The sequence below is a fragment of the Streptomyces sp. NBC_00273 genome (assembly GCF_036178145.1).
Lineage (GTDB): Bacteria > Actinomycetota > Actinomycetes > Streptomycetales > Streptomycetaceae > Streptomyces.
In genome coordinates, this window is record NZ_CP108067.1 from 3,835,502 (window position 1) to 3,861,543 (window position 26,042).

Sequence of the window (26,042 nt, forward strand, 5' to 3'; positions counted from 1 at the left end):
GGTCGGAAACATCGCACGTCGCACGTGAGGAGCCGAGGCGCATGGGACCTGTGGAATTCATCGTCCTCGCCTTCCCGGAGGAACAGCTGCGGGCCCCGGCGGTCGAGGCCGTGATGGGGCTGCGCAAGACCGGGGTGGTCCGGCTGATCGACGGGATCGTGGCGACGAGGACGGCGTCGGGCGAAGTGCTGGCGGCCGAGTTCGACGAGTTCGTGGAACTGCACGGCCTGCTGACGGGCCGGGACGTGGCGCGGCTGATCGGGCCGGAGGACATCCAGGAGGCGGCGGGGTTGCTGGAACGCGGGAGCTGCGCGCTGCTGCTCGTGGTCGAACACCTGTGGGCCGAGGACGCGGCGATCGCCGTACGGGCCGCGGGCGGCCGGATCGTCGGCTCGGTCCGCATCCCGCCGGACCGGGTACCGGCGGACCCGCGGGCGGGGGTGGCCTGATGTTCATCCGCCCTATGGGAGTGACGGTGCGCGCGGCGAACCGCCCGCCGGGGCGCCCGCTGCTGCGGGGCCTGCTGGCGCGGGCGGCGGGAGCGGCGGAGCCGACGGCCGGCTCGGTGGGTGCCGTGGGGCCGGCGGCTGCGGGCCCGCCGGGCCCGGCCGAACCGCCGCCCGGTGCACTGCCGGGTGCACTGCCGGAGTTCCCGCAGCCGGCCGAACCGGAGCCGGAGCCGGGGCCGGAGCCCATGGCAGCGATCCCACCGGACCAGACCGCAGCGGCCGGGCCGGCCCCCTCGGCCGGCTTGGCGGCGGAGCTCACCCAGCTGGCCGGCCTGGCCCGCGAGGGCCTGCTGACCCCCCAGGAGTTCACGACGGCCAAGGCCCGCCTGCTGCGCGGCTGAGTAGGGCGCGGGCCGGTCCCGTTCCCCGGCCGGGGCTCACCGCCCTCGGCCGGGGGATCAGCCCTCGGCCGGGGGGCGGTCAGCCCTCGGCGGGCCGGGCGAAGGTCTCCACCGGCCCGAACTCACTGAAGAGGACCTTGTTGGCGCCCGACGTCCCGTGAATATCCATGCGCTGGTCGAAGCGGACGGTCCGGCCCTGACCGTCGATCCACTGGTCGCAGTCGAAGCCGGTGACGCCCTTCGCCTTCATCGAACGGTGCGTGCGCGGATCCACGGACGCCACCTGGTCGATGTCGAGGCGTCCGGACAGGTGGTAGACGGGAACCCCGCCCTGGTTCTCCATGCCCTTCTTCGCGGAGGGACCGGTGGCGAGCAGGAGCTTGGCGTAGCCCGTGTAGCTCGCCTGGTTGTCCGCGGAACGCGGCACCTTCACCCACCCGTCGCCCGCCTTGGAGCGATCGCGGACGTAGTTGCCGTCGGCCGTCGTCACGGTCTCCACCCATATGGCCGGGTCGCCCGCGGTCCGGACCTCCATCCGCCCGGTGAACACGGTCTCGAGGTTGGCCCGGCCCGACATCGTGGCCGCCTCCCGCCCGGCGACCTCGGTGGTGGCCTTCATGGTCGCCGCGTAGGGCGTCTTCTGGGCCTCCGCGAGGGCCGCCTCCGGCTCGAACGCACCCGCGACGGGCGCCGTGGAAGCCGGCGCGGTGGAAGCGGGCGCCGCGGAAGCGGGCGCGGTGGCCGGGCCGGCGCCCTTGGCGCTCGGGGTGTCCTTGCAGCCCGCCAGTGCGGTGAGGGCGACCGCTACGGCGGCGACGGCGACGAAGGCGGTGCGGGGTACGGAGAAGGTGCTCATCGCCGAGCAGCGTCCCATACGCACAACCCCAAGTCGAACAGGTATCCGCCTATGGTTGACTGCCCCGCATGGACCTCGCACCGGGGGACACGCCCCCTCTTGACCCCGAACTGAGTGTCGTACTGGCGGCTTTGGGGGACGCGGTACGCGACCCCCTCACCCCGGAGAACCTCGCGGCGCAGCAAGAACGGGACGTCGCGACCCGGCCCCGGCCCACGGTCCGGGAGCTCCGGGCCGACGGACTCTTCGAGGTGGAGGAGCTGCGCGTACCGGGACGGGACGTCACGCTCCTGAGCGCCCGGCCCGCCGGGGTCACCGGACCGCTCCCCCTGCTGTACTACATGCACGGCGGCGGAATGGTCATGGGCAACGCCCCGTCCGTACTCCCGCAGTTGCTGCGGGAATGGGCCGTCCCCCTCGGTCTGGCCGTCATCTCCGTCGAGTACGGCCTGGCGCCCCGGTCGCAGTACCCCGAACCGCTGGAGGACTGCTACGCCGGCCTCGTCTGGGCGGCCGAGCACGCGGCCGAACTCGGCGTCGACGCCGACCGCATCGTCATCGGCGGCAAGAGCGCGGGCGGCGGCCTCGCCGCGGCGCTCGCGCTGCTCACCCGTGACCGGGGCGGCCCCGCGCCGATCGGCCAGCTGCTCCTGTGCCCGATGCTCGACGACCGCAACACCACCTTCTCCAGCCACCAGATGGCCGGCGTCGACATCTGGGACCGCACCTCCAACGCCACCGCGTGGCAGGCGCTCCTCGGCGACCGGTTCGGCGCCACGGACCTGCCGCCGTACGCCGCCCCCGCCCGCGCCACGGATCTGTCCGGGCTCCCGCCGGCCTTCATCGACGTCGGGTCGGCCGAGACCTTCCGGGACGAGGACGTGGCCTACGCCGACGCGATCTGGCGCGCCGGCGGCCGGGCCGAACTGCACGTGTGGCCGGGCGCCTTCCACGGCTTCGACGGCCTCGCCCCCGAGGCGGCCCTCAGCCAGGACGCACGCAAGGCCCGCACCCGCTGGCTCCGGCGCATCCTCACGCAGCCCGCGAACGGGGACGGGAGCGGGGGCGGGGGCGGGAGCGGGAGCGGGAGCGAGGGCGAGGGCGAGGGCGAGGGCGAGGGCGAGGGCTTCTAAGGCCCACGCGCCCGTGTCGCGGGGAGTCGGGCGGGGGCTTCGGGGGGGCGGGAGCCGGGCGGGCGGCATCAGGGATGCGCATGGGGGTTTCCCGTCAGTCCGATCGTCTCCGGGTCGGGCCGGTCCCTCAAGGGCGCTCCTTCGTCGCGTCGCTTCGCGATGGCCTGCGGCCACCCTTGACCGACCGTCCCGCCCCGGAGGAACGAAGACTGCCGAGAAACCCCCAAAAGAACGGGCCGGGGGATGCTTTCCAGGGACGGGGCGGTCGGAGACACCCATCCCTGTCGGGCGCGAAGAGCCACGACCGAGAGACGGGCCCATCCAGAGCCGGGGTCTGGGTCGGTGGGCGCATCCAATCGCTACGCGCTCCTCATCCCTCAGCGTATCCACACCGTCTTGGGCTGGACATAAGCCGCCCACGACCGCAGGTGCTTCCCTCGGGTGGCGTCTGACGACCGTCTGCGGCTGGCCACAGGCCGCCCACGACCTCGAGCGTTCCCACCAGGGGCGCCCGACGACCGGCCGGGGCTGGACATGGGCCGCCCGTGGCCCGGGCCCATTCGCTCAGTGGCCGTCTTGCGTGCCGTACGGCGGCGACTCTTGGAGACGGGGCGTCACAGCAAGGCCGTCAGGCGCTGAACGCTGCGGCTGCCCTCGCGGCGTACGCCCAGGGGGATCAGGGCGGCGCGGGTCGGCAGGCGCACGCCGCCGGTAAACGCCACCCGAGTGCCCGGGCCTTCTGGCGCCGCCGCCGCGCCGAGCAGCAGGAACCGGCTCTGCAGCCAGCACCAGCCGGGCTGCTGCACCCCGCGCAGCCGTGCCCGCATTCCGTACCTGCTGCGCGCCAGCGCCTCGACGTGCTTGCCCTGCCGACGGACGACGCGCAGCCGCTCCATGTCGGGCACGACCTGCCCGAAGGCGCCTTCCAGGTCACCCAGCAGGGACCAGACCCGTTCGAATGGGGCCTCGATGTACGCCTCGGTCACGTAGGCGCCGCGAATGCCGCCGGCCAAGGCGTGCAGGCGGCGTACGGGGTCGAGGTCGGTGATGAGCCAGGGCTCGTTCATGACGTCCACGCCTTCCGGAAGGTGTTGCGGGCCCGGTGCAGCCGCGACTTGAGGGTTCCTGTGCGCACGCCGAGCAGGGCGGCGGCGGTGCGCTCGTCCAGGCCTTCGACGTCACGCAGCATCAGCACCGCGCGGTGCTCGGGGGAGAGCCGGCCCAGTACGTCCCTGATGTCGGCGGAGAGCTGTGGGTCGCCGCGGGCGGGGAGTGCGCTGAGATCGGCCGGTACGGTGCGGGCGGCGCGGTGCGCGGTGCGAATGGCCTCCCGTACGGCGATGGCACGGACCCAACCGTGCAGTGCGGCCGGCTCCTTCAGCGTGCGCAGCGACTTGAAGACCGCCACCAGGGCTTCCTGCGCAGCGTCCGCGCCCTGGCCCAGGGCTATGGGCGCGCAGACGCGGCTCACGTACGGGGCGAGGACGTCCAGGAGTTCGGCCATGGCGAGGGTGTCGCCACGCTGGGCGGCTCGCACGAGCCGGACCGTGCGGTCATTGGACCGTTCATCAGGCACTTGCCGTTTCCTTCCACCGCGCCACGCGGAGAGCGGCGATGGCCAGGACCGCGCACAGGGGGGTGAAGAGGACGAGGTTGAGCCAGTAGAAGGCGGTGCCGGTCTCCTTGGCGAACAGCCAGTAGATGCCCGCCGCGGCCCGCAGCGAGAGGCCCGCGGCTACGGCCAGGGTGCCGACGCGGAGTATCAGGGGGCGGGGCCGGCGCGAGCGGGCGAGGACGAAGGCGGCAGCGGTGAGGAGCAGGGCGACAAGAGGAAGCAGGACCGGTGGTGTGAACGGCACGTCCGTCCCGAGAACCGCGTGGGACAGGCTCTTGTCGTCGGCCGCGGGCCATGTGGCTCCCGTCGTCCAGTACAGGTGGAGCACGGCGTCCAGGGTGAGCACCGAGGCGACGAGCGCGGCGGCGCGGGTCGGGGCGGCGGGCCGGTACGGCATGGGTTCTCCTACGTCGGCGAGAGGATTCCGTCGCCCTGGTGAGGAGCCGTCGCAGCGAAACGTTCCCTCGGAGTAGGCAAATTCTCGGGGGCGTCAACGGCCGGCTTCTTCTTGCAGCTTGCGAGCTCGTTCGGCCGGGTGGTAGTTCGGCCCGACGCCTTCGATCAGCAGTAGGTCGCCTTCGATGTGGTCGGTACGCAGGTGCAGGATGGCCCGGTAGTCCGGCGAGTCGTACCAGGCACGGGCTTCGGCCAGACCGGGGAACTCGATCAACACCATGCTGCCAGGCCAATTGCCCTCTACGACTTCGGCCGGCGGACCGTGGATGACGAAGCGGCCGGCGAAGGGGTCGAGGGTCGCCTGGATCCTCTCCAGGTACTCGATGACGTCGGAGTGGTTCCGGCGGCTGCGGAGATGAGCGAAGCCGTAAGCAGGCACCACGGGGCTCCTTCGTTCCTGGGGTGAGTGATGACCGCGAACGTAGCGGGGGCCCTTGGGCAGTGCGATTACCCCTGAGGTAATTGCGCCATCGGCCTGTCCCTCACGGCGGCGAAAGGTCCTGAAACAGCGGCCATTTCGTCGTGAATGCAGGTCAGGAGAGGTGAACGGCTCGAAAGGTCGACCACTTGCCTCACGTGTCCCTATGCGGGCCGTCCGCTCCTCTTGTCAGCCACGGACAGCCGTCGGTCGCGGTCATGGAGGAGCGCGTAGCGATCTGTGGCGGCTTGTGTCCAGCCCAGGGCGGTCGTCGGACGCTGAGGGATGAGGAGCGCGTAGCGATGGGGTGCGCCCACCGACCCGGCCCGGGTCGGGATGGGCCCGTCTCTCGGTCGTGGCCCTTCGCGCCCGACAGGGATGGGTGTCTCCGACCACCCCGTCCCTGGAAGGCATCCCCGGCCCGTTCTTTTGGGGGTTTCTCGGCAGTCTTCGGTTCTCCGGGGCGGGACGGGCGGTCAAGGGTGGAGCGCAGCGACATCGCGAAGCGACGCGACGAAGGAGCGCCCTTGAGGGACCGGCCCGACCCGGAGACGATCGGACTGACGGGAAACCCCCATAGCGACTCTGATACCGCCCAACCGGCTCCCGCCCACCGAAGCCGCCCTGACGCCAACCCGCCCCCAACCGGGTGAGACCCCGCGACCGGCCGACTCCGCTGGGGGATTTGTCATACCGGGCGTGGCAGCATCGGCCGCCTCGGAGGTGATCCCATGTCACATCGGCCGTCACGTCGACCGTCACGTCGACCGTCACGTCGACCGCTTCACGCCGCCTGCATCGCCGCACTGCTCGTCGTCGCCGGGCCGGTTCCTGGGGCCGGTGCCGAGCCGGGGGTTCCCGAGAGGGAGTCCGTCGGGGTGCTGCTCACCCGCCTGCAGGGCCTGTACCAGAAGGCGGAGGAGGCCACCGAGGCCTACAACGCCACCGACGTGGCCCTCCGGGCCGGCCAGGCCGAGGAGCGGCGGCGCGCCGCCGAACTCGGCCGGGCCCGTACGGCGCTCGACTCCGAGCGGGCCCTCGCCGGGCGGCTCGCCCGCGAGCAGTACCAGGGCGGCCAGGGGCTGTCCCCGTACGCGCGGATGCTGCTCGCCGGGAACCCGCAGGCCGCCCTGGACCAGCACCGGCTCGCCGCCCGCGAGGGCGCCCGGCGGGCGGGCCTACTGGCCCGGCTCGCCCGGGGCGAGAAGAAGGCCGACGCGCTCGCCGTCCGGGCCCGCGAGGCCCTGGACACCCGGCAGGCCCTGGCCGCGCAGCAGAAGCTCCACAAGGACGAGGTCGCGACCCAGCTCAAGGAGGTCGAGCGGCTGCTCGCCGCCCTGACCCCGGACCAGCTCGACCGGCTCGACGCAAAGGAGGCCGAGAACACCGCCGCCGCACAGCGGGACCTGGTCGGTTCGGGCCGGCTCCCCGCCCGTACGGGCACCCCCACGGCGGCCGGTGGCGCCGCCCTCACCTACGCGGCGGCCCAGATCGGCAAGCCGTACGTCTGGGGCGCCGAGGGGCCGGGGGCCTTCGACTGCTCCGGGCTGACCTCGCAGGCCTGGGCGCACGCGGGGCGCACCATCCCGCGGACGAGTCAGGAGCAGTGGGCCCAGCTGCCGAAGGTGCCGCTGAACCGGCTGCGCCCCGGGGACCTGGTGGTCTACTTCCCCAAGGCCACCCATGTGGGCCTGTACGTCGGCGACGGCAAGGTGATCCAGGCGCCGCGGCCGGGGGCCCTGGTCAAGGTGTCGCCGATCGCCGCGAACCCGCTGCTGGGGGCCGTCCGGCCGGACCCGGACCGCGCACCGCTCGCGGAGTTCACCCCGCCCGTGCTGCCCGAGGCGGCGACGGACGGGGCGGGGGACGACGCCGGCTACTCCCCCGAAGAGGCCCCGGCGACCGCGGACGCCCCGGCTGCCGACGCCGACGACGCCGCGACCTCCGCCAGGTAGTCGGCGGTGTCCTCGGGGTCGTAGAAGTACGAATCGAAGTCGGCCGGGTTGTCGAAGCCATTGGCGAATCGATTCGCCACCGGCTGGAGCTGCCCGGCCGCGCCGATCAGGTTCAGTACGTGCTCCGGCGGGACGCCCAGCATCGCGTTCGTCCACTGGGTCACCGGCTTGCCCGTGGTGAACCAGTACTTGTCGAAGGTGGCCTTCATCCAGGCCTCGTCGAACGGATCGTCCCCGTGCATCAGGATCGACGACAGGTACGAGGCGGCGCACTTCGCGGCCGAGTTCGAGCCCTGCCCGGTGATCGGGTCGTTCGCGACGACCACGTCCGCGACGCCCAGCACCAGGCCGCCGCCGGGAAGACGCCCGATCGGGTTGCGGACGATCGGCGCGTAGCGCCCGGCGAGCGTGGCGCCCGCGTCCGTCAGCTCCACCTTCGTCGCCCGGGAGTACTCCCACGGCACGAACTTCTCCATCAGCTCCAGCGTGAGCGCCAGGTGCTCCGCCGGGTCCTTGACGCCGTTGAAGACGTCCAGCGGACCGCCCGGGATGCCCTCCCAGAACAGGATGTCCGCCCGGCCCGAGGTGGTCAGGGTGGGCATGACGAACAGCTCGCCGACGCCCGGGACCAGGTTGCAGCGGACCGCTTCGGTCTCCGGGTGCTCCGGGCGCGGGCCCAGGCCGTGCACGTAGGCGACGGCGAGCGCGCGCTGCGGGGCGTCGTACGGGGAACGCGCCGCGTCCCGCCCGAACATCGAGACGAGCTCGCCCTTGCCGGCGGCGACCAGCACCAGGTCGTACGTACGGGAGAAGAAGTCGAGGTCGGCGACCGAGGCGCCGTGGATGACGAGCTGCCCGCCCCGCTGCACGAAGGTGTCGAGCCAGCCGGCCATCTTCACGCGCTGGTCGACGGACTGCGCGTACCCCTTGAGCGTGCCGAGCCAGTCGATGGCGCGGCCGGCGTCGGGGGTGGCGACGGAGACCCCGAGGCCCTCGATCTTCGGGGCCTGCTGCTCCCAGAAGTTGATCTGGAGGTCGCGCTCGTGCTGCAGGGCCGTGTCGAACATGCACTGCGTGGACATCACCCGCCCGGTGCGGATCTCGTCCGCGGTCCGGTTGGACATGAGGGTGACCTCGTACCCCTTCGACTGGAGTCCGAGGGCGAGCTGGAGACCGGACTGACCGGCTCCCACGACAAGTATCTTGCGCATCTCTCACGCTCTCCGTTCGGGGTGCTCTATTCGGGGGTGGTGTCGAGGGCGTGGCCCACCAGGGCGAGGAGGGATTCGACCACCGTGTCGCGGCGCCGCGCGTCCATGATCACGACGGGTACGTGGGGCGGGACGCTGAGCGCCTCGCGCACGTCGTCGGGCTCGTACGACTGCGAGCCGTCGAAGTGGTTGACGGCGACGGCGTACGGGAGCCCGCACGTCTCGAAGTAGTCGAGGGCCGGGAAGCAGTCGCGCAGGCGGCGGGTGTCGGCGAGGACGAGACCGCCGATGGCACCGCGCACCAGGTCGTCCCACATGAACCAGAACCGCTGCTGGCCGGGGGTCCCGTACACGTACAGGACGAGGTCGTCGTCGAGGGTGACGCGACCGAAGTCCATGGCGACGGTGGTGGTGTTCTTGTCGGGGGTGCCGGACAGGTCGTCGGTCGGGGCGCTCGCCTGCGTCATCACCGCCTCGGTGCGCAGCGGGGTGATCTCGGAGACGGAGGAGACGAAGGTGGTCTTCCCTACGCCGAACCCGCCCGCGACCAGCACCTTGACGGCGACGGGTGCGCGGGAGCGGTCGTACTGCCAGGGCTGGGCCGGCTCGTCGTCCGACTGCGGCAGGGACACCGGATTGTCAGAGACGGCGAAGACCACTGAGCACCCTTTCCAGCAGCGCGCGTTCGGGACGGCCACTGCCGTGGCCCGTTGCGTAGACGCGGACCCGTCCCTGGTCGGCGAGGTCGCTGACCAGGACCCGGACCACGCCGAGCGGGAGCTTCAGCAGCGCGGCTATCTCGGCGATCGTCCGCATGCGGCGGCAGACCTCGACGATGGCCGGCATCTCGGGCGTGCGGTCGGGCTTCTGCGGCTCGGAGACCTTCGTGTCCAGGGTGGCGACGAACGTCTCGACGTGCAGGACCTGCGTGAAGCGGGTGCGGCCGCCCGTGAGGGAGTACGGGCGGACGCGGGCGGGGCGGCGGTCGGCGCCGCGTATGGGCAGCCGCTCGGAGGCCGTACTCCTCACGGGGTGTTCTCCATCGACTGGCGCAGCTCGCTGCGGACTTCGGGGGTCAGGACGTGGCCGGCGCGGCCGACGAACAGGGCCATGTGGTAGGCGACGACGCTCATGTCGCAGTCGGGGGTGGCGTGCACGCCCAGCAGTGAGCCGTCGCTGATGGCCATGACGAAGACGGAGCCGTGCTCCATCGCCACCATGGTCTGCTTGACCGAGCCGGTCTCCATGAGGGCGGCGGCGCCGGTGGTGAGGCTGCCGAGGCCGGAGACGATGGTGGCGAGGTCGGCGGACGCGCCGCGCGGGCCCCTGGGTCGCGGTCGGTCGGCCGGTTCGGCCGCGCCCGCTCCCGGGTCGGAGGACAGGAGCAGCAGCCCGTCCGAGGAGACGACGGCGACGGAGTTGACGCCGGGGACCTCCTCGACCAGGTCGGTCAGCAGCCACTGCAGGTTGCGGGCCTGAGTGCTCAGTCCGTACGTACTGGGCGCGGTCATGTGCGTGCCTCCTGTGCGGTGTCCCCCCGGTCGGTCTTGCTCTGGCCCTGCCGCCCCGTCGGCCCCTGGTCCAGGGCTTGGTCGAGCGCCCGGTCGGGGGCGTGGTCGGGCCCCTGGTCCTGGGCGAGTTCGGCGGCGACGACGCGCCGTCCGTCCTGGGCTCCCTGGTAGAAGCCTCCGAGCCGGCGCCGCAACTCCTCGGCGTCGACCCGGCGCGGCGGCTCGGACGGTCCGTCGTCACGGGCCGCACGCTTGGCGGGGACGGTGCGCGGGGTCCGCTTGGGCAGGCCCTTGTCGGTGACGGCGCCTTCGCCCTCCGCCCGGTCGGCCGGGTGGCTGCCCTGACGGGGGAGCCAGTTGCCCTCGGCCGGGGCGTGGGTGTGCGGCTCCGTCTCCGGTTCGTCTTCTCGTACGTCGGCCACGGGTGCGGCGGTGTGCGCCGCGGTCGGGATCTCCTCGGCGGGGTCCGCCACACCGGGGGCGGCCGGCTCGACGTCGGGGACGACCCGCGCGAGCAGCTGTTCCTCGGGGGTGGGCCCGTCCTCTGCCGGGGGCTCGGCCACGAACACCTGGTCGGCGGGGACCGGCTCCGCCTCGGCGGGCACCGGGGTCTCGGCGACGGCGACGGCGGCGGGGCCCGCCAGGGCTTCGGCCAGGGTGATCGGGACCGCCGCGACGGCGGGCTCCGGGGCCGGCTCAGGTTCCGGAACCGGCTCAGGCTCGACGGCGACAGGCTCGACGGCGACAGGGGCGACCGGGACGGCCGGCTCCTCGGCGAGGCTCTCGGCAGCAGCCGCGGCCTCGACCTCGTGCCCTGCTTCCGCGGCCGACTCCGTGGCGACGTCCGCATCCGCGTACGGGTCCGCGTCCGCGTCCGGGTCCGGAGCGGCATGGGTCCCCCGCCGCCGCGCCGGCAGCGTGTTCTCGTTCGCCTCCGCTATCACTCCCGGCAGCCGCAGCGCGGGCCCGCCCGGCATGGCCAGGGCGTGCACCGGGGAGACCACCGGGGTGGTGGGCAGCAGCGCCACCGGGATGACCACCAGGGCCTCGGTCCCGCCGTGCCGCGGGGTGCGCAGCTCGGCGGTGACCCCGTGCCGGGCCGCGAGCCGTCCGGCCACGTACAGACCCAGGCCGAGCCCGTGCTCCGCCTCGGGTTCCTCGTCGTAGGCCTCGGGCGTGGACAGCCGGGTGTTCAGCGACTCCAGGCGGTCCTCGGTGACGCCGATGCCCTCGTCCACGACGGACAGCACCACGTCGCCGGCGCCCTCCAGCCAGCAGGACACCTTCACCTTGACGTCCGGCGGGGAGAAGGTGGTCGCGTTCTCCAGCAGCTCGGCCAGTACGTGCGAGATGTCGTCGGCGGCGTGCCCCGCGACCTGGGTGTACGAGGGCAGCGCGGCGAGGTCGACGCGCTCGTAGCGCTCGATCTCGCTGACGGCGGCCCGCATCACGTCGACCAGCGGCACCGGCAGGCCCTGCCCGTGTCCGTGTTCCTGCCCGGCTAGGACCAGCAGGTTCTCGTTGTGGCGGCGCATCACGGTCGCGAGGTGGTCCAGCTTGAAGAGGGTCGCCAGCCGGTCGGGGTCCTGTTCCTTGGACTCCAGTTCCTCGATGACCGCGAGCTGGCGCTCCACCAGGCCCAGGGTCCGCAGCGACAGCGAGACGGAGGTCGTCGACATGATGCGCCGGTGCTCCTCCAGCCCCGCCCGCAGCTTCGTCAGCTCTTCTTCCAGCACGTCCCGGCCGGCGGCCAGCGCCTCGCTGCGGCCGATGATCCGGCGCCGGTCGGCGTTGAGCCCGGCGATCCGGGTGTGCAGGGAGACCGTCTGGTCGCGCACCGCGTTCAGGTGGCGCACGACCTCGGCGAACTCGTCGTTGCGGCCGGTGAACCGCACCGGTTCCACCGAGCCCTCCGGCGTGGCCAGCCGCTCCGCGCCGCGGCGCAGGACCGACAGCGGCCGGGTCAGCGACCGCGCCACGGCGGTCGAGACGCCGACGACGAGCAGGAACAGCACGCCCATGAACGCGATCACGAGTTCGAGCCGGGTCACGTCGTCGTCGCGCAGCGCGGCCAGGGCGGAGGCCCGTTCACTCGCGAGGGTGGCCTCCACGGTGCGCATGCGGTCGATGCGGGCGGTCAGCGCGGTGCCGACGGTGGGCCCGTCGGTCTTGCGGTCGGCGGGCGTCAGCGTGGGCCGGTCGGTGAGCCGCTTGAGGAAGTCGTCGGCCGTCTTGACCTCGGGGCCGGTGACGGTGGCGGCCAGGGTCTGGCGTACGTCGGGCCGCGCGGCCCGCGCGAAGTCGTCGAGGGCGGCCTGCTCGCGTACGCGCGTCCGCTGGGCGGCGGTGGTGAGTTCGTCGACCACGGCCGCGTTGGGGGGCTGGTCGCCGCGGGGGACGGCCAGGGCGGCGAGCAGCAGTCCGCGGGTGGCCGAGGCCTGTTCCACGGCCTGGTCCAGCGGGGCCAGCGGACGGGTGGTGGTGAGGGCGGCCTCGGCGCGCGGCGGGGTCAGCTCGGCGAGCCGGTCGTTCGGGGCGAGGAGTTCCGCGATGACCCCGGCGTAGGCCTGGTGGACGGCGAGGGCGCTGCCCTTGCCGTCGACGGCCTCGGCACGGACGGTCCGTACGCGGGCGAGGGCCCGGGCGGTCGCCTCGTCGGCCTCGGCCTGGACCTCGGCGAGCTGCCGGTCGGTCCCGGCGATGCGTTCCTGGACGGGCCCCTTGGCCGCGCCGGGCCGGCCCTTGGCGGCGTACTCGACGACCGCGTCACGCTCGTCACCGAGGAGGTGCGTGAGGGTGAGGGTCTGCCGGGTCTGTTCCGCGAGGGTGACCAGGTGCTGGGAGTCGTTCAGTTCCCTCGAGGCGGAGACGACGGCGGGCGCGCCTGCCGCGAGGACGGTGAGGCCGGCGACGGCCACGCCGATGACCAGCCTGCGGCGCACGCGGACGCGGCGTCCTGCGGGGGCCGGGCCGTCGGCGGCGGTGCCGTTCTTCCGAGACCGCTTCTTCTGCACCGGTGCTCGCAATCCTGTACGTGTGCTCTTGATCGTCTACTCGTGTGGCCGAGGTAACGGCCGGTCAACAAGTAAACGCCCCCTGCTCCCTCGTACCGCCTCAGACCTTTGCAGCGTGCTGGGGAGAGAGCCGCACATCACCCAACCGGCCACCCGAACGAGTGAACATCACGGATGAGTTGCCGACCAACTCGGGCACCCTGTGCCGGAGCGCCTCCGTGGACAGGTGGTTGAAAGATCGATACGGGCTTTGGCAGGATGCCCGCCCACACGACCGACCCGCCGTCCCGACCGTCGCGGCCCGCCCCTGGCGGCCGGTGTGCGGAGCCGCCCCGGCGCGACCGATTTGGTACGGACCTACCCGCGCCCGCCGCCTCCCGCGCGGCAGAATGCGGGCATGCGCATCGACCTCGCCTCGGCCCCCGGCCACCAGGAACGCCCCAATGAGGACTGGGTGTCGGCGGCGATCCCCGCTTCGGGCGGCGGCGTCGTAGTGCTCCTGGACGGGGTCACCCCGCCGCGGGGCGCCGACGGATGCGTGCACGGAGTGCCCTGGTTCACGACCCGCCTCGGCGGCCGATTGACCGAACTGTCCGGTTCGCGGCGGGACATGCCGCTCGATCAGGTTCTGGCCGAGTCCGTCCGCGCCACGGCCGACGCCCACCGTGACACCTGTGACCTTTCTCACGTACGCACCCCGCAGGCGACGGTCGTCGTGGTCCGCTGGGACGCGGAGTACGTGGAACACCTCGTCCTCTCGGACTCCGTCCTGCTCCTACAGGCGCCCGATGGCGAGGTGACGGCGGTGCTCGACGACCGACTGGACCGGATCCCGCGGGAGGTGCTGCATTCGGTGGCCGCGACGGACGCCCTGCGCAACGCGGAGGGCGGCTTCTTCACGGCGGCCGCGGACCCGGCGGTGGCGGCCCGGGCGGTGACGGGGCGCACCCCGCGCGGGCGGGTGCGGGCGCTGGCCGCGCTCACGGACGGGGCGAGCCGGTGGACCGACACCTTCGGGCAGGGCGACTGGGCGGACTGCTTGGCGGTGCTGCGGAAGGAGGGCGCGCAGGGCCTGATCGGCCGGGTGCGCGCCCTCGAGTCCGACGCGGCCCGCCCGTCGGCGGCCCGGTCCAAACGGCACGACGACGCGTCGGCGGTCTACGCGGAGCTCTGAGCGCTCCCGGGTCCGAACGGCGCGACCCCGAGCGACGCCGACCCCGCGCGACGCCGACCCCGCGCGGCCCCGACCCCGCGCCGTCCCCGTGCCGCCCTACTCCGCGCCCGCGTTCAACTGGTTCAGCAGCCGGGCCAGTTCCGCCACCTCGCCGCGGTCCCAGTCGGCGAGCTTGCGCATGTACTGCTCGCGGCGCGCCCCGCGGACCCGCAAGAACCGCTCCCGGCCCTCCTCCGTGAGGCCGACCAGGGAGGCCCGGCCGTCGGCGGGGTCCGGCTCGCGGGCCACCAGGCCGAGCACCTCCAGGGCCCGCAGCTGTCGGCTCATGGTGGCCTTGCCAACCCCGAAGTAGGCGGCGAGCTCGGTGGCCCGCTGCCGGCCGGCCGCCTCCAGGCGTACGAGGAGCCCGTACGCGGCGGGCTCCAGCTCGGGGTGGAGCTCGCGGGCCATCTCGCCCGAGGAGGCGCGGGCCCGTCGGAGGAAGACGGACAGCTCCCGCTCCAGGGCAAGGAACTCCTGGTCTTCGCTCCCGTGCACGTCCCGCTCCTTCGATGATGTGTGGCACCCACGTGGATGCGGGGCCAGTATTTCGCAGCGGGTGTGTCGACGGCCCGGTACCCCGCCGGAGCGGGACACCGGGCCGTGTTCACGGGTCAGGCCGCTGCGATGACCGCAGCCTCCGCCCGGGCCAGGGCGAGCTCCAGGACCTGACGCACGTCCGTCACCGGGTGCACCTCCAGCTTCTCCAGCACCTCGGCCGGGACGTCGTCCAGGTCGGCCTCGTTGCGCTTGGGGATGATGACGGTGGTCAGTCCGGCCCGGTGCGCGGCCAGCAGCTTCTGCTTCACCCCGCCGATGGGCAGGACGCGCCCGGTCAGCGAGACCTCGCCGGTCATGGCCACGTCCGTGCGCACCTGCCGCCCGGAGAGCAGCGAGGCGAGGGCGGTGGTCATGGTGATGCCCGCGCTCGGTCCGTCCTTGGGCACGGCGCCCGCCGGGAAGTGGATGTGCACGCCCCGGTCCTTCAGGTCGGCGACCGGGAGCTCCAGTTCGGCGCCGTGGGAGCGCAGGAAGCTCAGGGCGATCTGCGCCGATTCCTTCATGACGTCGCCGAGCTGGCCGGTGAGGGTCAGGCCGGCCGCGCCCGTCTCCGGGTCGGCCAGCGAGGCCTCCACGAACAGCACGTCGCCGCCCGCTCCGGTCACTGCGAGGCCGGTGGCCACGCCGGGGACGGCGGTGCGCCGCTCGGCCGGGTCCTGGGCGGACTCCGGTACGTGGTGCGGGCGCCCGATCAGGGCCCGCAGGTCGTCGGCGCCGATGCTCAGGGGCAGCTCCCGCTCCCCCAGTTCGTGCTGCGAGGCGACCTTGCGCAGCAGGCGGGCGAGGGACCGCTCCAGGGTGCGTACGCCCGCCTCGCGGGTGTACTCCCCGGCCAGCTTGCGCAGGGCGTCCTCCTCCAGGACCACCTCGTCGGAGCCGAGCCCGGCCCGTTCCAGCTGGCGCGGCAGCAGGTGGTCGCGGGCGATGACGACCTTCTCGTCCTCGGTGTACCCGTCGAGTCGGACGAGCTCCATCCGGTCGGCCAGGGCCTCGGGGATGGCCTCCAGGACGTTGGCGGTGGCCAGGAAGACGACGTCGCTGAGGTCCAGTTCCACTTCCAGGTAGTGGTCGCGGAAGGTGTGGTTCTGTGCCGGGTCGAGGACCTCGAGCAGGGCGGCCGCCGGGTCGCCGCGGAAGTCGGAGCCCACCTTGTCGATCTCGTCGAGGAGGACCACCGGGTTCATCGAGCCGGCCTCCTTGATCGCCCGGACGATCCGGCCGGGCAGGGCGCCCACGTAGGTCCGGCGGTGGCCGCGGATCTCGGCCTCGTCGCGGACGCCGCCGAGGGCGACGCGGACGAACTTGCGGCCCATGGCGTGGGCCACGCTCTCACCGAGCGAGGTCTTTCCGACACCGGGCGGGCCCACGAGCGCGAGCACGGCGCCCCCTCGCCGGCCCCCGATGACGCCCATGCCGCGCTCGCCGCGCCGCTTGCGGACGGCGAGGTACTCGGTGATGCGGTCCTTCACGTCGCCGAGGCCCGCGTGCTCGGCGTCGAGCACGGCCCTGGCCCCCCGGATGTCGTACGCATCCTCGGTGCGCTCGTTCCAGGGCAGTTCCAGCACGGTGTCCAGCCAGGTCCGGATCCAGGACCCCTCCGGGCTCTGGTCGCTGGCCCGCTCCAGCTTCTCGACCTCCTTGAGCGCGGCCTCCCGGACCTTCTCGGGGAGGTCGGCGGCCTCGACGCGGGCGCGGTAGTCGTCGGACTCCTCGCCGTCCTTCTCGCCGTTCAGCTCGCGCAGTTCCTTGCGCACGGCCTCCAGCTGCCGCCGGAGCAGGAACTCGCGCTGCTGCTTGTCGACGCCGTCCTGGACGTCCTTGGCGATGGATTCGGCCACGTCCTGCTCGGCGAGGTGGTCGCTGAGCGCCTTGACGGCGAGCCTGAGGCGGACGACCGGGTCGGCGGTCTCCAGCAGTTCGACCTTCTGCTCGACCGTCAGGAAGGGCGAGTACCCCGAGTTGTCCGCGAGCGCGGAGACGCCTTCGATCTGCTGGACCCGGTCCACGACCTGCCAGGCGCCGCGCTTCTTGAGCCAGCTGGTGGCGAGCGCCTTGTACTCCTTGACGAGCTCGGTGACCGCCCCGGGCAGCGGATCGGGCACCGTTTCGTCGACGGTCTCGCCCTCGACCCAGAGCGCGGCCCCGGGGCCGGTGGTCCCGGCCCCGATGCGGACCCGGCCGAGGCCGCGGATGAGCGCGCCGGGGTCCCCGCCGGAGAGCCGGCCGACCTGCTCGACGGTGCCGAGCACACCGGTCCCCGCGTACGTCCCGTCGATGCGCGGCACGAGCAGGACCCGGGGTTTCCCGCTGCCGCTCTTCCCGGCGGCGGCCTGCGCCGCCTCCACGGCAGCGCGCACCTCGGCGTCGGACAGGTCCAGCGGTACGACCATTCCGGGCAGCACGACCTCGTCGTCGAGCGGCAGCACGGGCAGGGTGAGTGTGACGGACGTCGAAGCCATGATCTTCCCTCCGGCAGTGAAGTTGAGCTCTGCCGACTCAATGCATGTGCGCCTCCCGATGTTCCCCAAGTCCCGTTCGCCCGGGGCGAACGCATCTGTCCCCGATCCTCAGACCGCGGAGATGTGGATGTCGCCCGAGGAGGTCTCCACCGAGATGCGGGAGGAGGCGGAGGCGTCGTCAGGGAGGGTGACGTCGCGGTCGCCGGAGTCGGTGGAGACCTTGATCCGGTACGGGGCCTGCGGGACCTTCAGGGTGACTTCGCCCGAGGTGGTCTCGACGAGCACCGACGACGGGGCCTTCGTGAAGTCCAGGCGGGCGTTGCCCGAGGACGAGCGGATCTCGGCGCTCGGGCCGGTCAGGCCGGTGGCGGTGATCTCGCCCGAGGAGGTTCGGACCTTCAGGGGGCCGCCGATCCGGTCGGCCGTGACCGTCCCGGAGTCGGCCTCCACCTCGGCCCCCGCGACCCCCGTCACCGCGATGGCGCCGCTGGAGCTCTCCAGCTCGACCGTGGCCGTGGCCGGTACCTCCAGCCGGTAGTCGATGTAGCAGTTCCCGGAGCAGCCGTTGCTGAACGTCAGGACGCCTCCGGTGACCTTCTGGCCGGTCGGCGGAACGGTGTCCCCCCGGTAGTGGACGGTGCGGTGGACCGTGACTCCGGGGCCGGTCCCGGGGGTGACGTCGATCGAGCCGGACCGGGCCCCCGTCACCTTCACCGCCTTGACCGCCTCGGTGACCGTGGCATCGGCGGTCGCCGTCTTGTAGGCGTCGTCCGCGAAGGCGCCGCCCGAGAAGGAGCAGCCGGCCAGGAGGAGGCCGGCGCCGAGGGCGGCGATCGCGGTGCGGGCCGTACGGGCGGACGTGGTGTAAGAGGTCATGGACCCGATTCTGGGTCGGGAGCGCGTCCCGGGCCGATGGGGCACGTACCCGAACCACTGGTGGGGCTAACCCCCGTTCCCCGTCCGCTACGGGCCGGTGGTCACCGGGAATTCCGAGGGCGTACCGGGCGTGCCGGGCATGCCCCACTCGCTCCAGGAGCCGTCGTACACCGCGATCTCCTCGTACCCGGCGAGGTCGGCGCCGAGGGCCAGTACGCAGGCGGTCACCCCGGAGCCGCAACTGAGGTGGAGCCGGTCCCGATCCCCCGTCAGCGCCCGGAAGACCGCGCGCAGTTCCCCGACCGGTCGCATCAGCCCGCTCGGGTCCTGGAGTTCGGCGAACGGCAGGTTGACCGCGCCCGGCATGTGGCCGGCGCGCAGGCCCGGGCGGGGTTCGGGGGCGGTGCCGGCGAAGCGTTCCCGCGTGCGGGCGTCGAGGACGACCGCGGCCGGGTCGGACAGGGCCCGCGCGACGGTGGCGCCGTCGACCAGGAGCCCGGCCCGGGGCCGGGCGGTGAAGGAGCCGCGCGGGCCCTGGTACGCCGGGCCGGTGGCCGAGGTCGGCAGGCCGGCGGCGGTCCAGGCGGGCAGTCCCCCGTCGAGGACGGCGGCCCGGTCGAAGCCCATGGCGCGCAGCATCCACCAGGCGCGGGCGCTGGAGTAGACGCCGGCGCCGTCGTAGACGACGACGGTGTCGGAGTCCTCGACGCCGAGGGCGCGCATCGCCTCGGTGAACTCCGGGGCCCCGGGCATGGTGTGCGGGGCGGGGGCGGTGTGGTCGGACAGGGGCCCGTCGAGGTCGAAGGGGCGGGCGCCCGGGATCCGGTGGGGCGCGGCGCGGTGGGCGCCGACCGAGGCGTCGAAGAGGACCAGGCCGGGCGCACCCAGCCGCCCGGCGAGCCAGTCGACCCCGACGAGCGGTCCGGGAAGGGGCCCGATGGGCACTTCGGGCCGCGCCTCGGACTCTTCTTCGGGCCCTTCTTCGGGCCGTATTGCGGGCCGTGCTTCGGACGCGGCGTCCTGGGGCTGGGTCATGCGGCACCTCCGGCTGTACGACACGGGTCGCCCCATCCTCCGCCGCGGCCCGCACCGGCTCCCCGTCCGGGGTCAGCCGCAGCCGCCCGGCCGGGCGTAGACCGCCACCCGGGCGCCGCGCACCCCGGTCATCGAGCACAGGTCGAAGCGGGCGGCCAGCTCCTGCCGCTTGACCGCCTCCCGCGGGTACGGGTCCAGCGGCTGACCGGCCGGGTCCAGCAGCACGATCACCCGGGGCGAGGCCAGCAGCGCCGCACGGATCCGGTCCGGGGGCAGCTCGGTGCCCTGGAGGCTGTGCGAGGCCGCCGGGGTGCGGTCCAGGGCCACGTCGCGCAGTTCTCCGTAGAGCTCGGGCGAGGACAGCAGCCATTCGCGCCTGCGCGAGGGCGTGAACAGCACCGCGTCCCCCGGCCGGGCCCGCTCCCGGACCGCGGCGGCCACCGCGAGCACGTCGTCCTTGCGGCTCTCCGGCGTGCGCAGCCACACCGACCAGATGCCGAACGGCACCAGGAGCGCGCCCGCCAGCACCCACGGCCACCACCCACGGGCCCGCGCGAGCCGGACCCCGGCCAGCAGGGCGAGCCCGGCCAGCGCGTAGATCACGTACCGGTCGACGTACCAGGGGTTGAACAGGGAGATCACCATCAGCACCCCGGGCGGCAACAGGACGAGCGGAAGCGCCACCCGTACGAGGTCGGGCGGAGCGCCCCGGGCGAGCAGCAGGGCCGCGGCGCCCACCACCCCGTACGCCACCCAGTCCTGCCAGCTCGGCCGCCCGAGCCAGCCGAGCTGCTGTTCGGCCTGCCGGGCGCTCACCACGGCCAGCGGCAGCAGCAGGACCACCAGGACTGCGGCGCTCCGGCGCCAGCCGCGCGAGCGCCACGCGGTGAAGGCGTGGGCGAGCAGGGCGAGCGCGGCGAACTCGTGCAGCCAGCAGCCGATCAGCAGCACCACCGTGTACGCCGGCCACCGCTCGCGCAGCATCAGGTACGTCGCCCACACCACGGCGGCCGCGACCAGGGCGTACGAGCGCCCCTCCTGGGCGTACATCTGTACGGGGGGCAGTACGGCGTACGCGCAGCCCGCGAGCAGCGCGGCCCGCTCCCCCGCGAGCCGGTGGGCGACGGCGGCCGCCCCGGCGGCCGCGAGGGCGGTGGCGGCGACGGAGGGCAGCCGCAGCGCCCACAGGCCGCCCTCCCACACCTGGAACACCCCGTGCACGAGTGCGTAGTGCAGGCCGTGGACGGCGTCGACCCGGCCCAGCAGCTCCACGATCCCGCCGAGCGGCCGGTGGGCCACCTGCCAGGTCACGGACTCGTCGCGCCACATGCTGCCGCCCCGCTCCAGGCCCCACAGGCCGAGGAGCACGGCCAGCAGCGGCGGGAGCAGGCGCCAGGGGGCGATCCGGCTGATGTCGGCCTCCGCGTGCGGTCGGGACGGGTGTCGCAACGGGTGTGCGGACTCCATACTCGGGGGTGGACCCGAGTCCCTGCGGAGGTGGGTGTGCACGCGTTGAGAGCAGGTGCGGTGGCAGTGCTGAGCGCGGTGGTCCTGGCGGGCTGCGGGCCCTCGGGCACCGCGGGCGGCGACGACCGGGCCCCGAAGCCCTCCACGGAGCCGGGCACGAGCGCGGGCGCGTCCGTGGACCCGAGCGCGGGCGCGCGTACGAGCCCGGGCGCGACCCCGGGCGCAACCACGGGCGCGCCGGCCGACCCGACCACGAGCCCCACGGCCGGCCAGGTCCCCGCCCCCGGCGAGACCCTGGTCCGGGTCACCCGGACCGGCGGCTTCGCCGGGCAGACCCACACCCTCGTCATCAAGGGCGACGGCTCCTTCACCCGGCTGGACGCCGGGGCGAAGCCGACGGGCACCGGCAAGCTGTCCGGGGCGGAGCTCGCGCGCCTGCGCACCGCCCTCCGGGAGGCCGACTTCGCCCGGCTGCCCCGGATCGCGACCGGCGGCCCCACGATCTACGACGGGTACTACTACGCCTTCGTCCACGACGGCCACGAGGTGGCGAGCGACCAGGGGTCCCTGCCGGATGCCCTGACGAAGGTGCTGGACGCGCTGCCCCCGTTCACCGGCGGCACGGACGCCTCCTAGGTCCTGTCGTCGACGTCCCGTCGGCCCCGACGGGACGTCGACCTACGCCGGGTCGACCCGGGGCGCGGCCGAGATGTCCCGCAGCAGCCGGTCCAGGAATCCGCGCAGCCGGGCCGGCATGTCCACGCTCCCGGGCGCCAGCACCCACTGGATCTGCAGGCCGTCCATGACCGCGAGGGTCTCGCGGCCGACGGCCTCGCAGTCGGTGTCCGGGCGCAGTTCGCCGCGTGCGACGCCCGCCTCCAGCAGTTCGACGGTGTAGCCGAGCACCCGGGCGTAGCGCTGGGTGAAGTACGCGTGTGCCGGGTGCTCCGGGTTGCCGGATTCGCCGACCAGGGTGTTGAACATCCGGACGATGCCGGGCCGCCGCTCGTTGTCGGCGGCGAGCTCCACGACGGTGGCGAAGTGGGCGGCGACCGACTCGGCGGGCGCGCTGAACAGCCGCTCGACGTCGTGCTGCTCGCTCTGGGCCAGGACCGAGAGCAGCAGGTCCTCCTTGCCGCGGAAGTGGTGCAGCAGTCCGCCCTGGGTGATCCCGCAGTCGGCGGCGATCCGGGCCAGCGAGGAGGCGTTGAAGCCCCACTGCGCGAAGTGCTCGACGGCGGTGTCGAGGATCTTCTGCCGCCGGGCGTCGCCCACCGCGTAGGTCCCCCGGGCCGAGCCCTTCGAGGCCTTCGGCCCCTTCGGGGCCGTCCGCTCCGCGCGCCCCGTCCGCCCCGTGTCCTGTGCCATGCGGACAGCCTAAGCCGCGGCCGTTTCCGGCCGTCCGACCCCTGTGACCCAGCTCACTTTTCCAAAACCTAGCAGGTGCGCGGTTTTCGGCTCTACCGTGGCCGTGCCGATCCGCCCGGTCACGTGCTCCAGGAGCCCCGCCATGAACGCGACGCCCGATTACCAAGACGCTGCGCTGCCCGTGGGCCGCCGCGTGGAGGACCTGCTCTCCCGGATGACCCTGGAGGAGAAGGCCGGTCAGCTCTTCCACTCGATGCTGATGATGAACGCGGACGGCACCCCGGTCACCGAGACCGACGGCTCGATGCTCCCCTTCACCACGCCCGAGCTGGTCGAGGACCGCTTCCTCACCCACTTCAACCTGCTCGGCACCTACGGGCCCCGCGAGATGGCCCGGTGGCAGAACGCCGTCCAGGAGATGGCCGCGGCCACCCGCCTCGGCATCCCGGTCACCCTCTCCACCGACCCGCGCCACACCTTCACCGACAACATCGGCGCGTCCTTCAACTCCGGCGCCTTCTCGGCCTGGCCGGAGGCCCTGGGCCTGGCCGCCATCGGCGACCCCGAGCTCGTCCACCGGTTCGCCGACACCGTCCGCCGCGAGTACCTCGCCGTCGGCTTCCGCGTCGCCCTGCACCCGCAGATCGACCTGGCCAGCGAGCCCCGCTGGGCCCGCCAGTCCGGCACGTTCGGCTCCGACGCCCGACTGACGGGCGAGCTCGTGGCGGCGTACGTACGCGGCCTGCAGGGCCCGGCCCTCGGGCCCGGGTCGGTGTCCGCGATGGTCAAGCACTTCCCCGGCGGCGGCCCCCAGAAGGACGGCGAGGACCCGCACTTCGCGCACGGCAAGGAGCAGGTCTATCCGGGCGGCATGCGCGAGCACCACCTGGAGCCGTTCCGGGCGGCGATCGCCGCCGGGTGCGCGCAGATGATGCCGTACTACGGCCAGCCGATCGGCACGGACTGGGAGGAGGTCGGCTTCGGCTTCAACAAGGGCGTGGTCACCGGTCTGCTCCGCGAGGAGCTCGGCTTCGAGGGCATCGTCTGCGCCGACTGGGGGCTGCTCAACGACGCGACGATCTTCGGGCAGGTGCACCCGGCGCGCGCCTGGGGCCTGGAGCACCTGAGCGTGGCCGAGCGGGCGGCGCGCGGCCTGGAGGCCGGCTGCGACCAGTTCGGCGGCGAGCAGTGCCCCGAGGTGATCGTGGAGCTGGTCCGCTCGGGCCGCATCGCGGAGTCCCGGATCGACGACTCGGTGCGCCGCCTGCTGCGGGAGAAGTTCACGCTCGGCCTGTTCGAGGACCCGTACGTGGATCCGGACGCGGCGGCCGAGATCGTCGGCCGGTCCGACTTCACGGCCCTGGGGGCCGCGGCCCAGCGCCGCTCCCTCACCGTCCTGACCAACCGGGACGGCCTGCTCCCGCTCGCCACCGGGCCGAAGCTGTACGTGCGGAACGTGGACGCGGCCGTCGCCGCCGGATACGGCGAGGTCGTCGACGACCCGGCCGGGGCGGATCTCGCCGTGCTGCGGCTGCGGACCCCGTACGAGCCCCGCGAGAACGTCTTCGAGTCCTACTTCCACTCGGGTTCGCTGGCCTTCCCCGAGCTCGAGCTGACCCAGATCCTGGCCCTCCTTGACCAGGTCCCGACCCTGGTCTGCATCAACCTGGAGCGGGCCGCCGTCATCCCGGAGATCGCCGAGCGCGCGGCGGCCCTGATCGCCGACTACGGGGCCTGCGACGCGGCCCTGCTGGACGTGGCCTTCGGCCGGGCCACCCCCGAGGGCCGCCTGCCCTTCGAGCTCCCGCGCTCGATGAAGGCCGTCGAGGCCTCCCGTCCCGATGTGCCGAACGACACTCTCGACCCGGTCTTCCCGCACGGCCACGGGCTGACCCTCTAGGGACCCCGGCCGGCCCCCGGCCACCTTGCGAGCATCCTCCGAGCGTCCTGCGCACACCCGCCCAGGTACCCCGCGGAGGCCGAGAACGGCGAGGCACCTGACCGGTCTCGCCCGCCGGGTGCCGGTCCCGTGGGGGGACCGGCACCCGGTACCACACATTCCGCTTACTGCGGTCCAGCACATATGCCATGTCCGAACCCCACGTAGCCGCAGGCCGACGCCTCCTCTACGCTGCACCCCATTCACGCGGGATCTTCAGGGGCGGACATGGAACAGACACACACCACCCATCAGAGCGCCGCGGCGACACCAGGCGCCCAACGGCGTGTGCTGGTCGTCGAGGACGACCACACCATCGCCGAGGCCATCGCGGCCCGTCTGCGCGCGGAGGGCTTCCAGGTGCAGACCGCGGGCGACGGCCCCTCGGCGGTCGCGGCGGCCGAGAGCTGGCTGCCCGAGCTACTGGTCCTCGACATCATGCTGCCCGGCTTCGACGGCCTGGAGGTCTGCCGCCGGGTCCAGGCCCAGCGGCCCGTGCCGGTCCTCATGCTCACCGCGCGCGACGACGAGACCGACCTGCTGGTCGGGCTCGGGGTCGGGGCGGACGACTACATGACCAAGCCGTTCTCGATGCGCGAGCTGGCCGCCCGGGTCCACGTCCTGCTGCGGCGCGTGGAGCGGGCCACCATGGCCGCGCACACCCCGCGCGGGGCCACCCTGCGCCTGGGAGACCTGGAGATCGACCACGCGCAGCGCCGGGTCCGGGTGCACGCCGAGGACGTGCACCTGACCCCCACCGAGTTCGACCTGCTGGTGTGCCTGGCCGGGACCCCGCGGGCGGTGCTCTCCCGGGAGCAGCTGCTGGCCGAGGTCTGGGACTGGGCCGACGCGTCCGGGACCCGTACCGTCGACAGCCACATCAAGGCCCTGCGCCGCAAGATCGGCGCGGAGCGGATCCGCACGGTCCACGGCGTCGGGTACGCCCTGGAGACCCCGGCCCAGGCATGAGCGGCCCGCCGAACCGGCTGCGGCAACGGCAACGGCCTCCGGTGGGGCTGCGGCCCTTCTCGCCCTTCTCGATCAAGACCAAGCTGGGCACGCTCGTCGTGGTCTCGGTCTTCATCACGACGGGCCTGCTGCTGGTGGCCCTGCGGACCGACACCGAGCTGCGGTTCATCACGGTCTTCTCGGTGATCGCCTCGATGCTGATCACCCAGTTCGTGGCGCACAGCCTGACGGCGCCGCTGGACGACATGACGACGGTGGCCCGGGCGATATCCCACGGCGACTTCACCCGGCGCGTACGCGGGGCGGGGCGCCGCGACGAGCTGGGCGACCTGGCCTCCACCATCAATCTGATGGCGGACGACCTGGAGGCCGTGGACCGGCACCGCAAGGAGCTCGTCGCCAATGTCTCCCACGAGCTGCGCACGCCCATCGCGGCGCTGCGGGCCGTGCTGGAGAACGTGGTGGACGGGGTCTCGGCCGCCGATCCGGAGACCATGCGCACGATGCTGAAGCAGACCGAGCGGCTCGGCGGGCTCGTGGAGACCCTGCTGGACCTGTCCCGGGTGGACAACGGCGTGGTCCCGCTGCGCGCCCGCCGCTTCGAGGTGTGGCCGTACCTGTCGGGCGTGCTGAAGGAATCGCGGCTGGCGGCCGCCGGCCGACCGGGGCTCCTCTCCGGTTCGGGCGGGCACAGCCGCAACGACGTGCACCTGCACCTGGACGTCTTCCCGCCCGAGCTGTGGGCGCACGCGGACGCCGAACGGCTTCACCAGGTGGTCGCAAATCTGATCGACAACGCGGTCAAGCACAGCCCTCCGCACGGCCGGGTCACGGTCCGCGCCCGGACCGGCGACGCGCCCGGGAGCCTGGTGCTGGAGGTGCGGGACGAGGGCCCGGGCATCCCCGAGGCGGAGCGCCACCGCGTCTTCGAGCGGTTCAACCGGGGCAGCGCGCGCGGTGGCGACGGCGGCACCGGACTGGGCCTGGCGATCGCCCGCTGGGCCGTGGAGCTGCACGGAGGCCGGATCGGAGTGGCCGAATCGTCACGCGGCTGCCGCATCCTCGTCACGCTTCCGGGCAGCTCATAGGCGCCGTGTTGACGTAGGGTTCGAGTGGGAAGGACATGATCTCGGCCA

At 73.4% G+C, this 26,042-nt stretch carries 25 protein-coding genes; 9 read left to right on the top strand and 16 right to left on the bottom strand.

The genetic code is table 11. The features are described from left to right. Window positions 1–41 precede the first annotated feature (41 nt). The gene (locus tag OG386_RS16150; protein WP_327383279.1) at window positions 42–449 is read left to right on the top strand and encodes a DUF6325 family protein; all 408 of its coding nucleotides are present in this window, start codon (window positions 42–44) and stop codon (window positions 447–449) included. Continuing rightward, window positions 449–850 carry a hypothetical protein gene (locus tag OG386_RS16155; protein WP_328788742.1) on the top strand — a complete coding sequence of 134 codons (402 nt, stop codon included), beginning with the start codon at window positions 449–451 and terminating at the stop codon, window positions 848–850. Before OG386_RS16150 ends, OG386_RS16155 begins: the two co-directional genes overlap by 1 nt. A 79-nt stretch (window positions 851–929) precedes the next feature. Here OG386_RS16155 and OG386_RS16160 read toward each other — a convergent pair whose 3' ends face one another. Next, window positions 930–1,706 (bottom strand): hypothetical protein, encoded by a 777-nt coding sequence (locus OG386_RS16160; protein ID WP_328788743.1) that lies wholly within the window; start codon window positions 1,704–1,706, stop codon window positions 930–932. 68 nt (window positions 1,707–1,774) lie between these two features. On the opposite strand from OG386_RS16160, the gene OG386_RS16165 reads away from it, so the two are divergent. Beyond that, window positions 1,775–2,839, top strand: a complete 1,065-nt coding sequence (locus tag OG386_RS16165; RefSeq protein WP_328788744.1) for an alpha/beta hydrolase — start codon at window positions 1,775–1,777, stop codon at window positions 2,837–2,839. A gap of 614 nt (window positions 2,840–3,453) precedes the next feature. Here the strand turns inward: OG386_RS16165 and OG386_RS16170 are convergent. The 4 genes from OG386_RS16170 to OG386_RS16185 form a co-directional block, all read right to left on the bottom strand. Next, entirely contained in the window at window positions 3,454–3,906 is a 453-nt protein-coding gene (locus OG386_RS16170; protein ID WP_328788745.1) for a hypothetical protein, read from the bottom strand. After that, window positions 3,903–4,415 carry an RNA polymerase sigma factor gene (locus tag OG386_RS16175; RefSeq protein WP_328788746.1) on the bottom strand — a complete coding sequence of 171 codons (513 nt, stop codon included), beginning with the start codon at window positions 4,413–4,415 and terminating at the stop codon, window positions 3,903–3,905. The genes OG386_RS16170 and OG386_RS16175 overlap by 4 nt, the downstream gene beginning before the upstream one ends. After that, on the bottom strand, window positions 4,408–4,851 hold the full coding sequence (locus tag OG386_RS16180) for a DUF3995 domain-containing protein (RefSeq protein WP_328788747.1): 444 nt from the start codon (window positions 4,849–4,851) through the stop codon (window positions 4,408–4,410). Before OG386_RS16180 ends, OG386_RS16175 begins: the two co-directional genes overlap by 8 nt. 93 nt (window positions 4,852–4,944) lie before the next feature. Continuing rightward, window positions 4,945–5,289: a DUF1330 domain-containing protein gene (locus OG386_RS16185; RefSeq protein ID WP_328788748.1), complete on the bottom strand. Its 345-nt coding sequence runs from the start codon at window positions 5,287–5,289 to the stop codon at window positions 4,945–4,947. 770 nt (window positions 5,290–6,059) lie between these two features. Here OG386_RS16185 and OG386_RS16190 point away from each other — a divergent pair. After that, window positions 6,060–7,283: an NlpC/P60 family protein gene (locus tag OG386_RS16190; RefSeq protein WP_443053172.1), complete on the top strand. Its 1,224-nt coding sequence runs from the start codon at window positions 6,060–6,062 to the stop codon at window positions 7,281–7,283. Here OG386_RS16190 and OG386_RS16195 read toward each other — a convergent pair. From OG386_RS16195 to OG386_RS16215, 5 genes are read right to left on the bottom strand one after another with little or no spacing between them, the layout of a single operon-like run. Next, entirely contained in the window at window positions 7,205–8,494 is a 1,290-nt protein-coding gene (locus OG386_RS16195; RefSeq protein ID WP_328788750.1) for a styrene monooxygenase/indole monooxygenase family protein, read from the bottom strand. The genes OG386_RS16190 and OG386_RS16195 overlap by 79 nt on opposite strands. Window positions 8,495–8,520: 26 nt before the next feature. Beyond that, complete coding sequence (locus OG386_RS16200) at window positions 8,521–9,153, bottom strand: GTP-binding protein (RefSeq protein ID WP_384827957.1); 633 nt, start codon at window positions 9,151–9,153, stop codon at window positions 8,521–8,523. Continuing rightward, entirely contained in the window at window positions 9,134–9,523 is a 390-nt protein-coding gene (locus OG386_RS16205) for a DUF742 domain-containing protein (protein ID WP_328788751.1), read from the bottom strand. The genes OG386_RS16200 and OG386_RS16205 overlap by 20 nt, the downstream gene beginning before the upstream one ends. Then, on the bottom strand, window positions 9,520–10,005 hold the full coding sequence (locus tag OG386_RS16210; RefSeq protein WP_327383289.1) for a roadblock/LC7 domain-containing protein: 486 nt from the start codon (window positions 10,003–10,005) through the stop codon (window positions 9,520–9,522). Before OG386_RS16210 ends, OG386_RS16205 begins: the two co-directional genes overlap by 4 nt. Further along, window positions 10,002–13,019 carry a sensor histidine kinase gene (locus tag OG386_RS16215; RefSeq protein ID WP_328788752.1) on the bottom strand — a complete coding sequence of 1,006 codons (3,018 nt, stop codon included), beginning with the start codon at window positions 13,017–13,019 and terminating at the stop codon, window positions 10,002–10,004. The genes OG386_RS16210 and OG386_RS16215 overlap by 4 nt, the downstream gene beginning before the upstream one ends. Window positions 13,020–13,416: 397 nt before the next feature. Between OG386_RS16215 and OG386_RS16220 the strand changes: the two genes are divergently transcribed. After that, window positions 13,417–14,193 carry a protein phosphatase 2C domain-containing protein gene (locus tag OG386_RS16220; protein ID WP_328788753.1) on the top strand — a complete coding sequence of 259 codons (777 nt, stop codon included), beginning with the start codon at window positions 13,417–13,419 and terminating at the stop codon, window positions 14,191–14,193. 96 nt (window positions 14,194–14,289) lie between these two features. Here OG386_RS16220 and OG386_RS16225 read toward each other — a convergent pair whose 3' ends face one another. The 5 genes from OG386_RS16225 to OG386_RS16245 form a co-directional block, all read right to left on the bottom strand. Then, window positions 14,290–14,730, bottom strand: a complete 441-nt coding sequence (locus tag OG386_RS16225; RefSeq protein ID WP_030013696.1) for a MarR family winged helix-turn-helix transcriptional regulator — start codon at window positions 14,728–14,730, stop codon at window positions 14,290–14,292. 116 nt (window positions 14,731–14,846) lie between these two features. After that, window positions 14,847–17,252 (bottom strand): endopeptidase La, encoded by a 2,406-nt coding sequence (lon, locus tag OG386_RS16230; protein ID WP_328788754.1) that lies wholly within the window; start codon window positions 17,250–17,252, stop codon window positions 14,847–14,849. A 108-nt stretch (window positions 17,253–17,360) separates the two neighbouring features. Further along, the gene (locus OG386_RS16235; RefSeq protein ID WP_328788755.1) at window positions 17,361–18,128 is read right to left on the bottom strand and encodes a DUF4097 family beta strand repeat-containing protein; all 768 of its coding nucleotides are present in this window, start codon (window positions 18,126–18,128) and stop codon (window positions 17,361–17,363) included. 87 nt (window positions 18,129–18,215) lie between these two features. After that, window positions 18,216–19,163: a sulfurtransferase gene (locus tag OG386_RS16240; protein ID WP_328788756.1), complete on the bottom strand. Its 948-nt coding sequence runs from the start codon at window positions 19,161–19,163 to the stop codon at window positions 18,216–18,218. Between the two features lie 72 nt (window positions 19,164–19,235). After that, window positions 19,236–20,612 carry a glycosyltransferase family 39 protein gene (locus OG386_RS16245; protein ID WP_328788757.1) on the bottom strand — a complete coding sequence of 459 codons (1,377 nt, stop codon included), beginning with the start codon at window positions 20,610–20,612 and terminating at the stop codon, window positions 19,236–19,238. Window positions 20,613–20,690: 78 nt separating this feature from the next. Here OG386_RS16245 and OG386_RS16250 point away from each other — a divergent pair, with 78 nt between their 5' ends. Continuing rightward, window positions 20,691–21,266: a hypothetical protein gene (locus tag OG386_RS16250; RefSeq protein ID WP_328788758.1), complete on the top strand. Its 576-nt coding sequence runs from the start codon at window positions 20,691–20,693 to the stop codon at window positions 21,264–21,266. Between the two features lie 42 nt (window positions 21,267–21,308). Here the strand turns inward: OG386_RS16250 and OG386_RS16255 are convergent, their stop codons facing one another. Then, complete coding sequence (locus OG386_RS16255) at window positions 21,309–21,998, bottom strand: TetR/AcrR family transcriptional regulator (protein ID WP_328788759.1); 690 nt, start codon at window positions 21,996–21,998, stop codon at window positions 21,309–21,311. Between the two features lie 142 nt (window positions 21,999–22,140). On the opposite strand from OG386_RS16255, the gene OG386_RS16260 reads away from it, so the two are divergent. The 3 genes from OG386_RS16260 (at window position 22,141) to OG386_RS16270 (ending at window position 25,994) form a co-directional block, all read left to right on the top strand. Then, a complete protein-coding gene (locus OG386_RS16260; protein ID WP_328788760.1) occupies window positions 22,141–23,898 on the top strand; it encodes a glycoside hydrolase family 3 protein in 1,758 nt (585 codons plus the stop codon). A gap of 267 nt (window positions 23,899–24,165) precedes the next feature. Continuing rightward, window positions 24,166–24,906: a response regulator transcription factor gene (locus tag OG386_RS16265; RefSeq protein ID WP_327383299.1), complete on the top strand. Its 741-nt coding sequence runs from the start codon at window positions 24,166–24,168 to the stop codon at window positions 24,904–24,906. Then, window positions 24,903–25,994 (top strand): HAMP domain-containing sensor histidine kinase, encoded by a 1,092-nt coding sequence (locus OG386_RS16270; protein WP_266604870.1) that lies wholly within the window; start codon window positions 24,903–24,905, stop codon window positions 25,992–25,994. The genes OG386_RS16265 and OG386_RS16270 overlap by 4 nt, the downstream gene beginning before the upstream one ends. Window positions 25,995–26,042: the final 48 nt, after the last annotated feature.

Excerpts from the sequence above, each read along its gene's own strand:
- OG386_RS16150 (WP_327383279.1), top strand. The coding sequence starts at position 42 with ATGGGACCTGTGGAATTCATCGTCCTCGCCTTCCCGGAGGAACAGCTG.
- OG386_RS16155 (WP_328788742.1), top strand. The coding sequence starts at position 449 with ATGTTCATCCGCCCTATGGGAGTGACGGTGCGCGCGGCGAACCGCCCG.
- OG386_RS16160 (WP_328788743.1), bottom strand. The coding sequence starts at position 1,706 with ATGAGCACCTTCTCCGTACCCCGCACCGCCTTCGTCGCCGTCGCCGCC.
- OG386_RS16165 (WP_328788744.1), top strand. The coding sequence starts at position 1,775 with ATGGACCTCGCACCGGGGGACACGCCCCCTCTTGACCCCGAACTGAGT.
- OG386_RS16170 (WP_328788745.1), bottom strand. The coding sequence starts at position 3,906 with ATGAACGAGCCCTGGCTCATCACCGACCTCGACCCCGTACGCCGCCTG.
- OG386_RS16180 (WP_328788747.1), bottom strand. The coding sequence starts at position 4,851 with ATGCCGTACCGGCCCGCCGCCCCGACCCGCGCCGCCGCGCTCGTCGCC.
- OG386_RS16190 (WP_443053172.1), top strand. The coding sequence starts at position 6,060 with ATGTCACATCGGCCGTCACGTCGACCGTCACGTCGACCGTCACGTCGA.
- OG386_RS16195 (WP_328788750.1), bottom strand. The coding sequence starts at position 8,494 with ATGCGCAAGATACTTGTCGTGGGAGCCGGTCAGTCCGGTCTCCAGCTC.
- OG386_RS16210 (WP_327383289.1), bottom strand. The coding sequence starts at position 10,005 with ATGACCGCGCCCAGTACGTACGGACTGAGCACTCAGGCCCGCAACCTG.
- OG386_RS16220 (WP_328788753.1), top strand. The coding sequence starts at position 13,417 with ATGCGCATCGACCTCGCCTCGGCCCCCGGCCACCAGGAACGCCCCAAT.
- lon (WP_328788754.1), bottom strand. The coding sequence starts at position 17,252 with ATGGCTTCGACGTCCGTCACACTCACCCTGCCCGTGCTGCCGCTCGAC.
- OG386_RS16235 (WP_328788755.1), bottom strand. The coding sequence starts at position 18,128 with ATGACCTCTTACACCACGTCCGCCCGTACGGCCCGCACCGCGATCGCC.
- OG386_RS16240 (WP_328788756.1), bottom strand. The coding sequence starts at position 19,163 with ATGACCCAGCCCCAGGACGCCGCGTCCGAAGCACGGCCCGCAATACGG.
- OG386_RS16255 (WP_328788759.1), bottom strand. The coding sequence starts at position 21,998 with ATGGCACAGGACACGGGGCGGACGGGGCGCGCGGAGCGGACGGCCCCG.
- OG386_RS16260 (WP_328788760.1), top strand. The coding sequence starts at position 22,141 with ATGAACGCGACGCCCGATTACCAAGACGCTGCGCTGCCCGTGGGCCGC.
- OG386_RS16265 (WP_327383299.1), top strand. The coding sequence starts at position 24,166 with ATGGAACAGACACACACCACCCATCAGAGCGCCGCGGCGACACCAGGC.
- OG386_RS16270 (WP_266604870.1), top strand. The coding sequence starts at position 24,903 with ATGAGCGGCCCGCCGAACCGGCTGCGGCAACGGCAACGGCCTCCGGTG.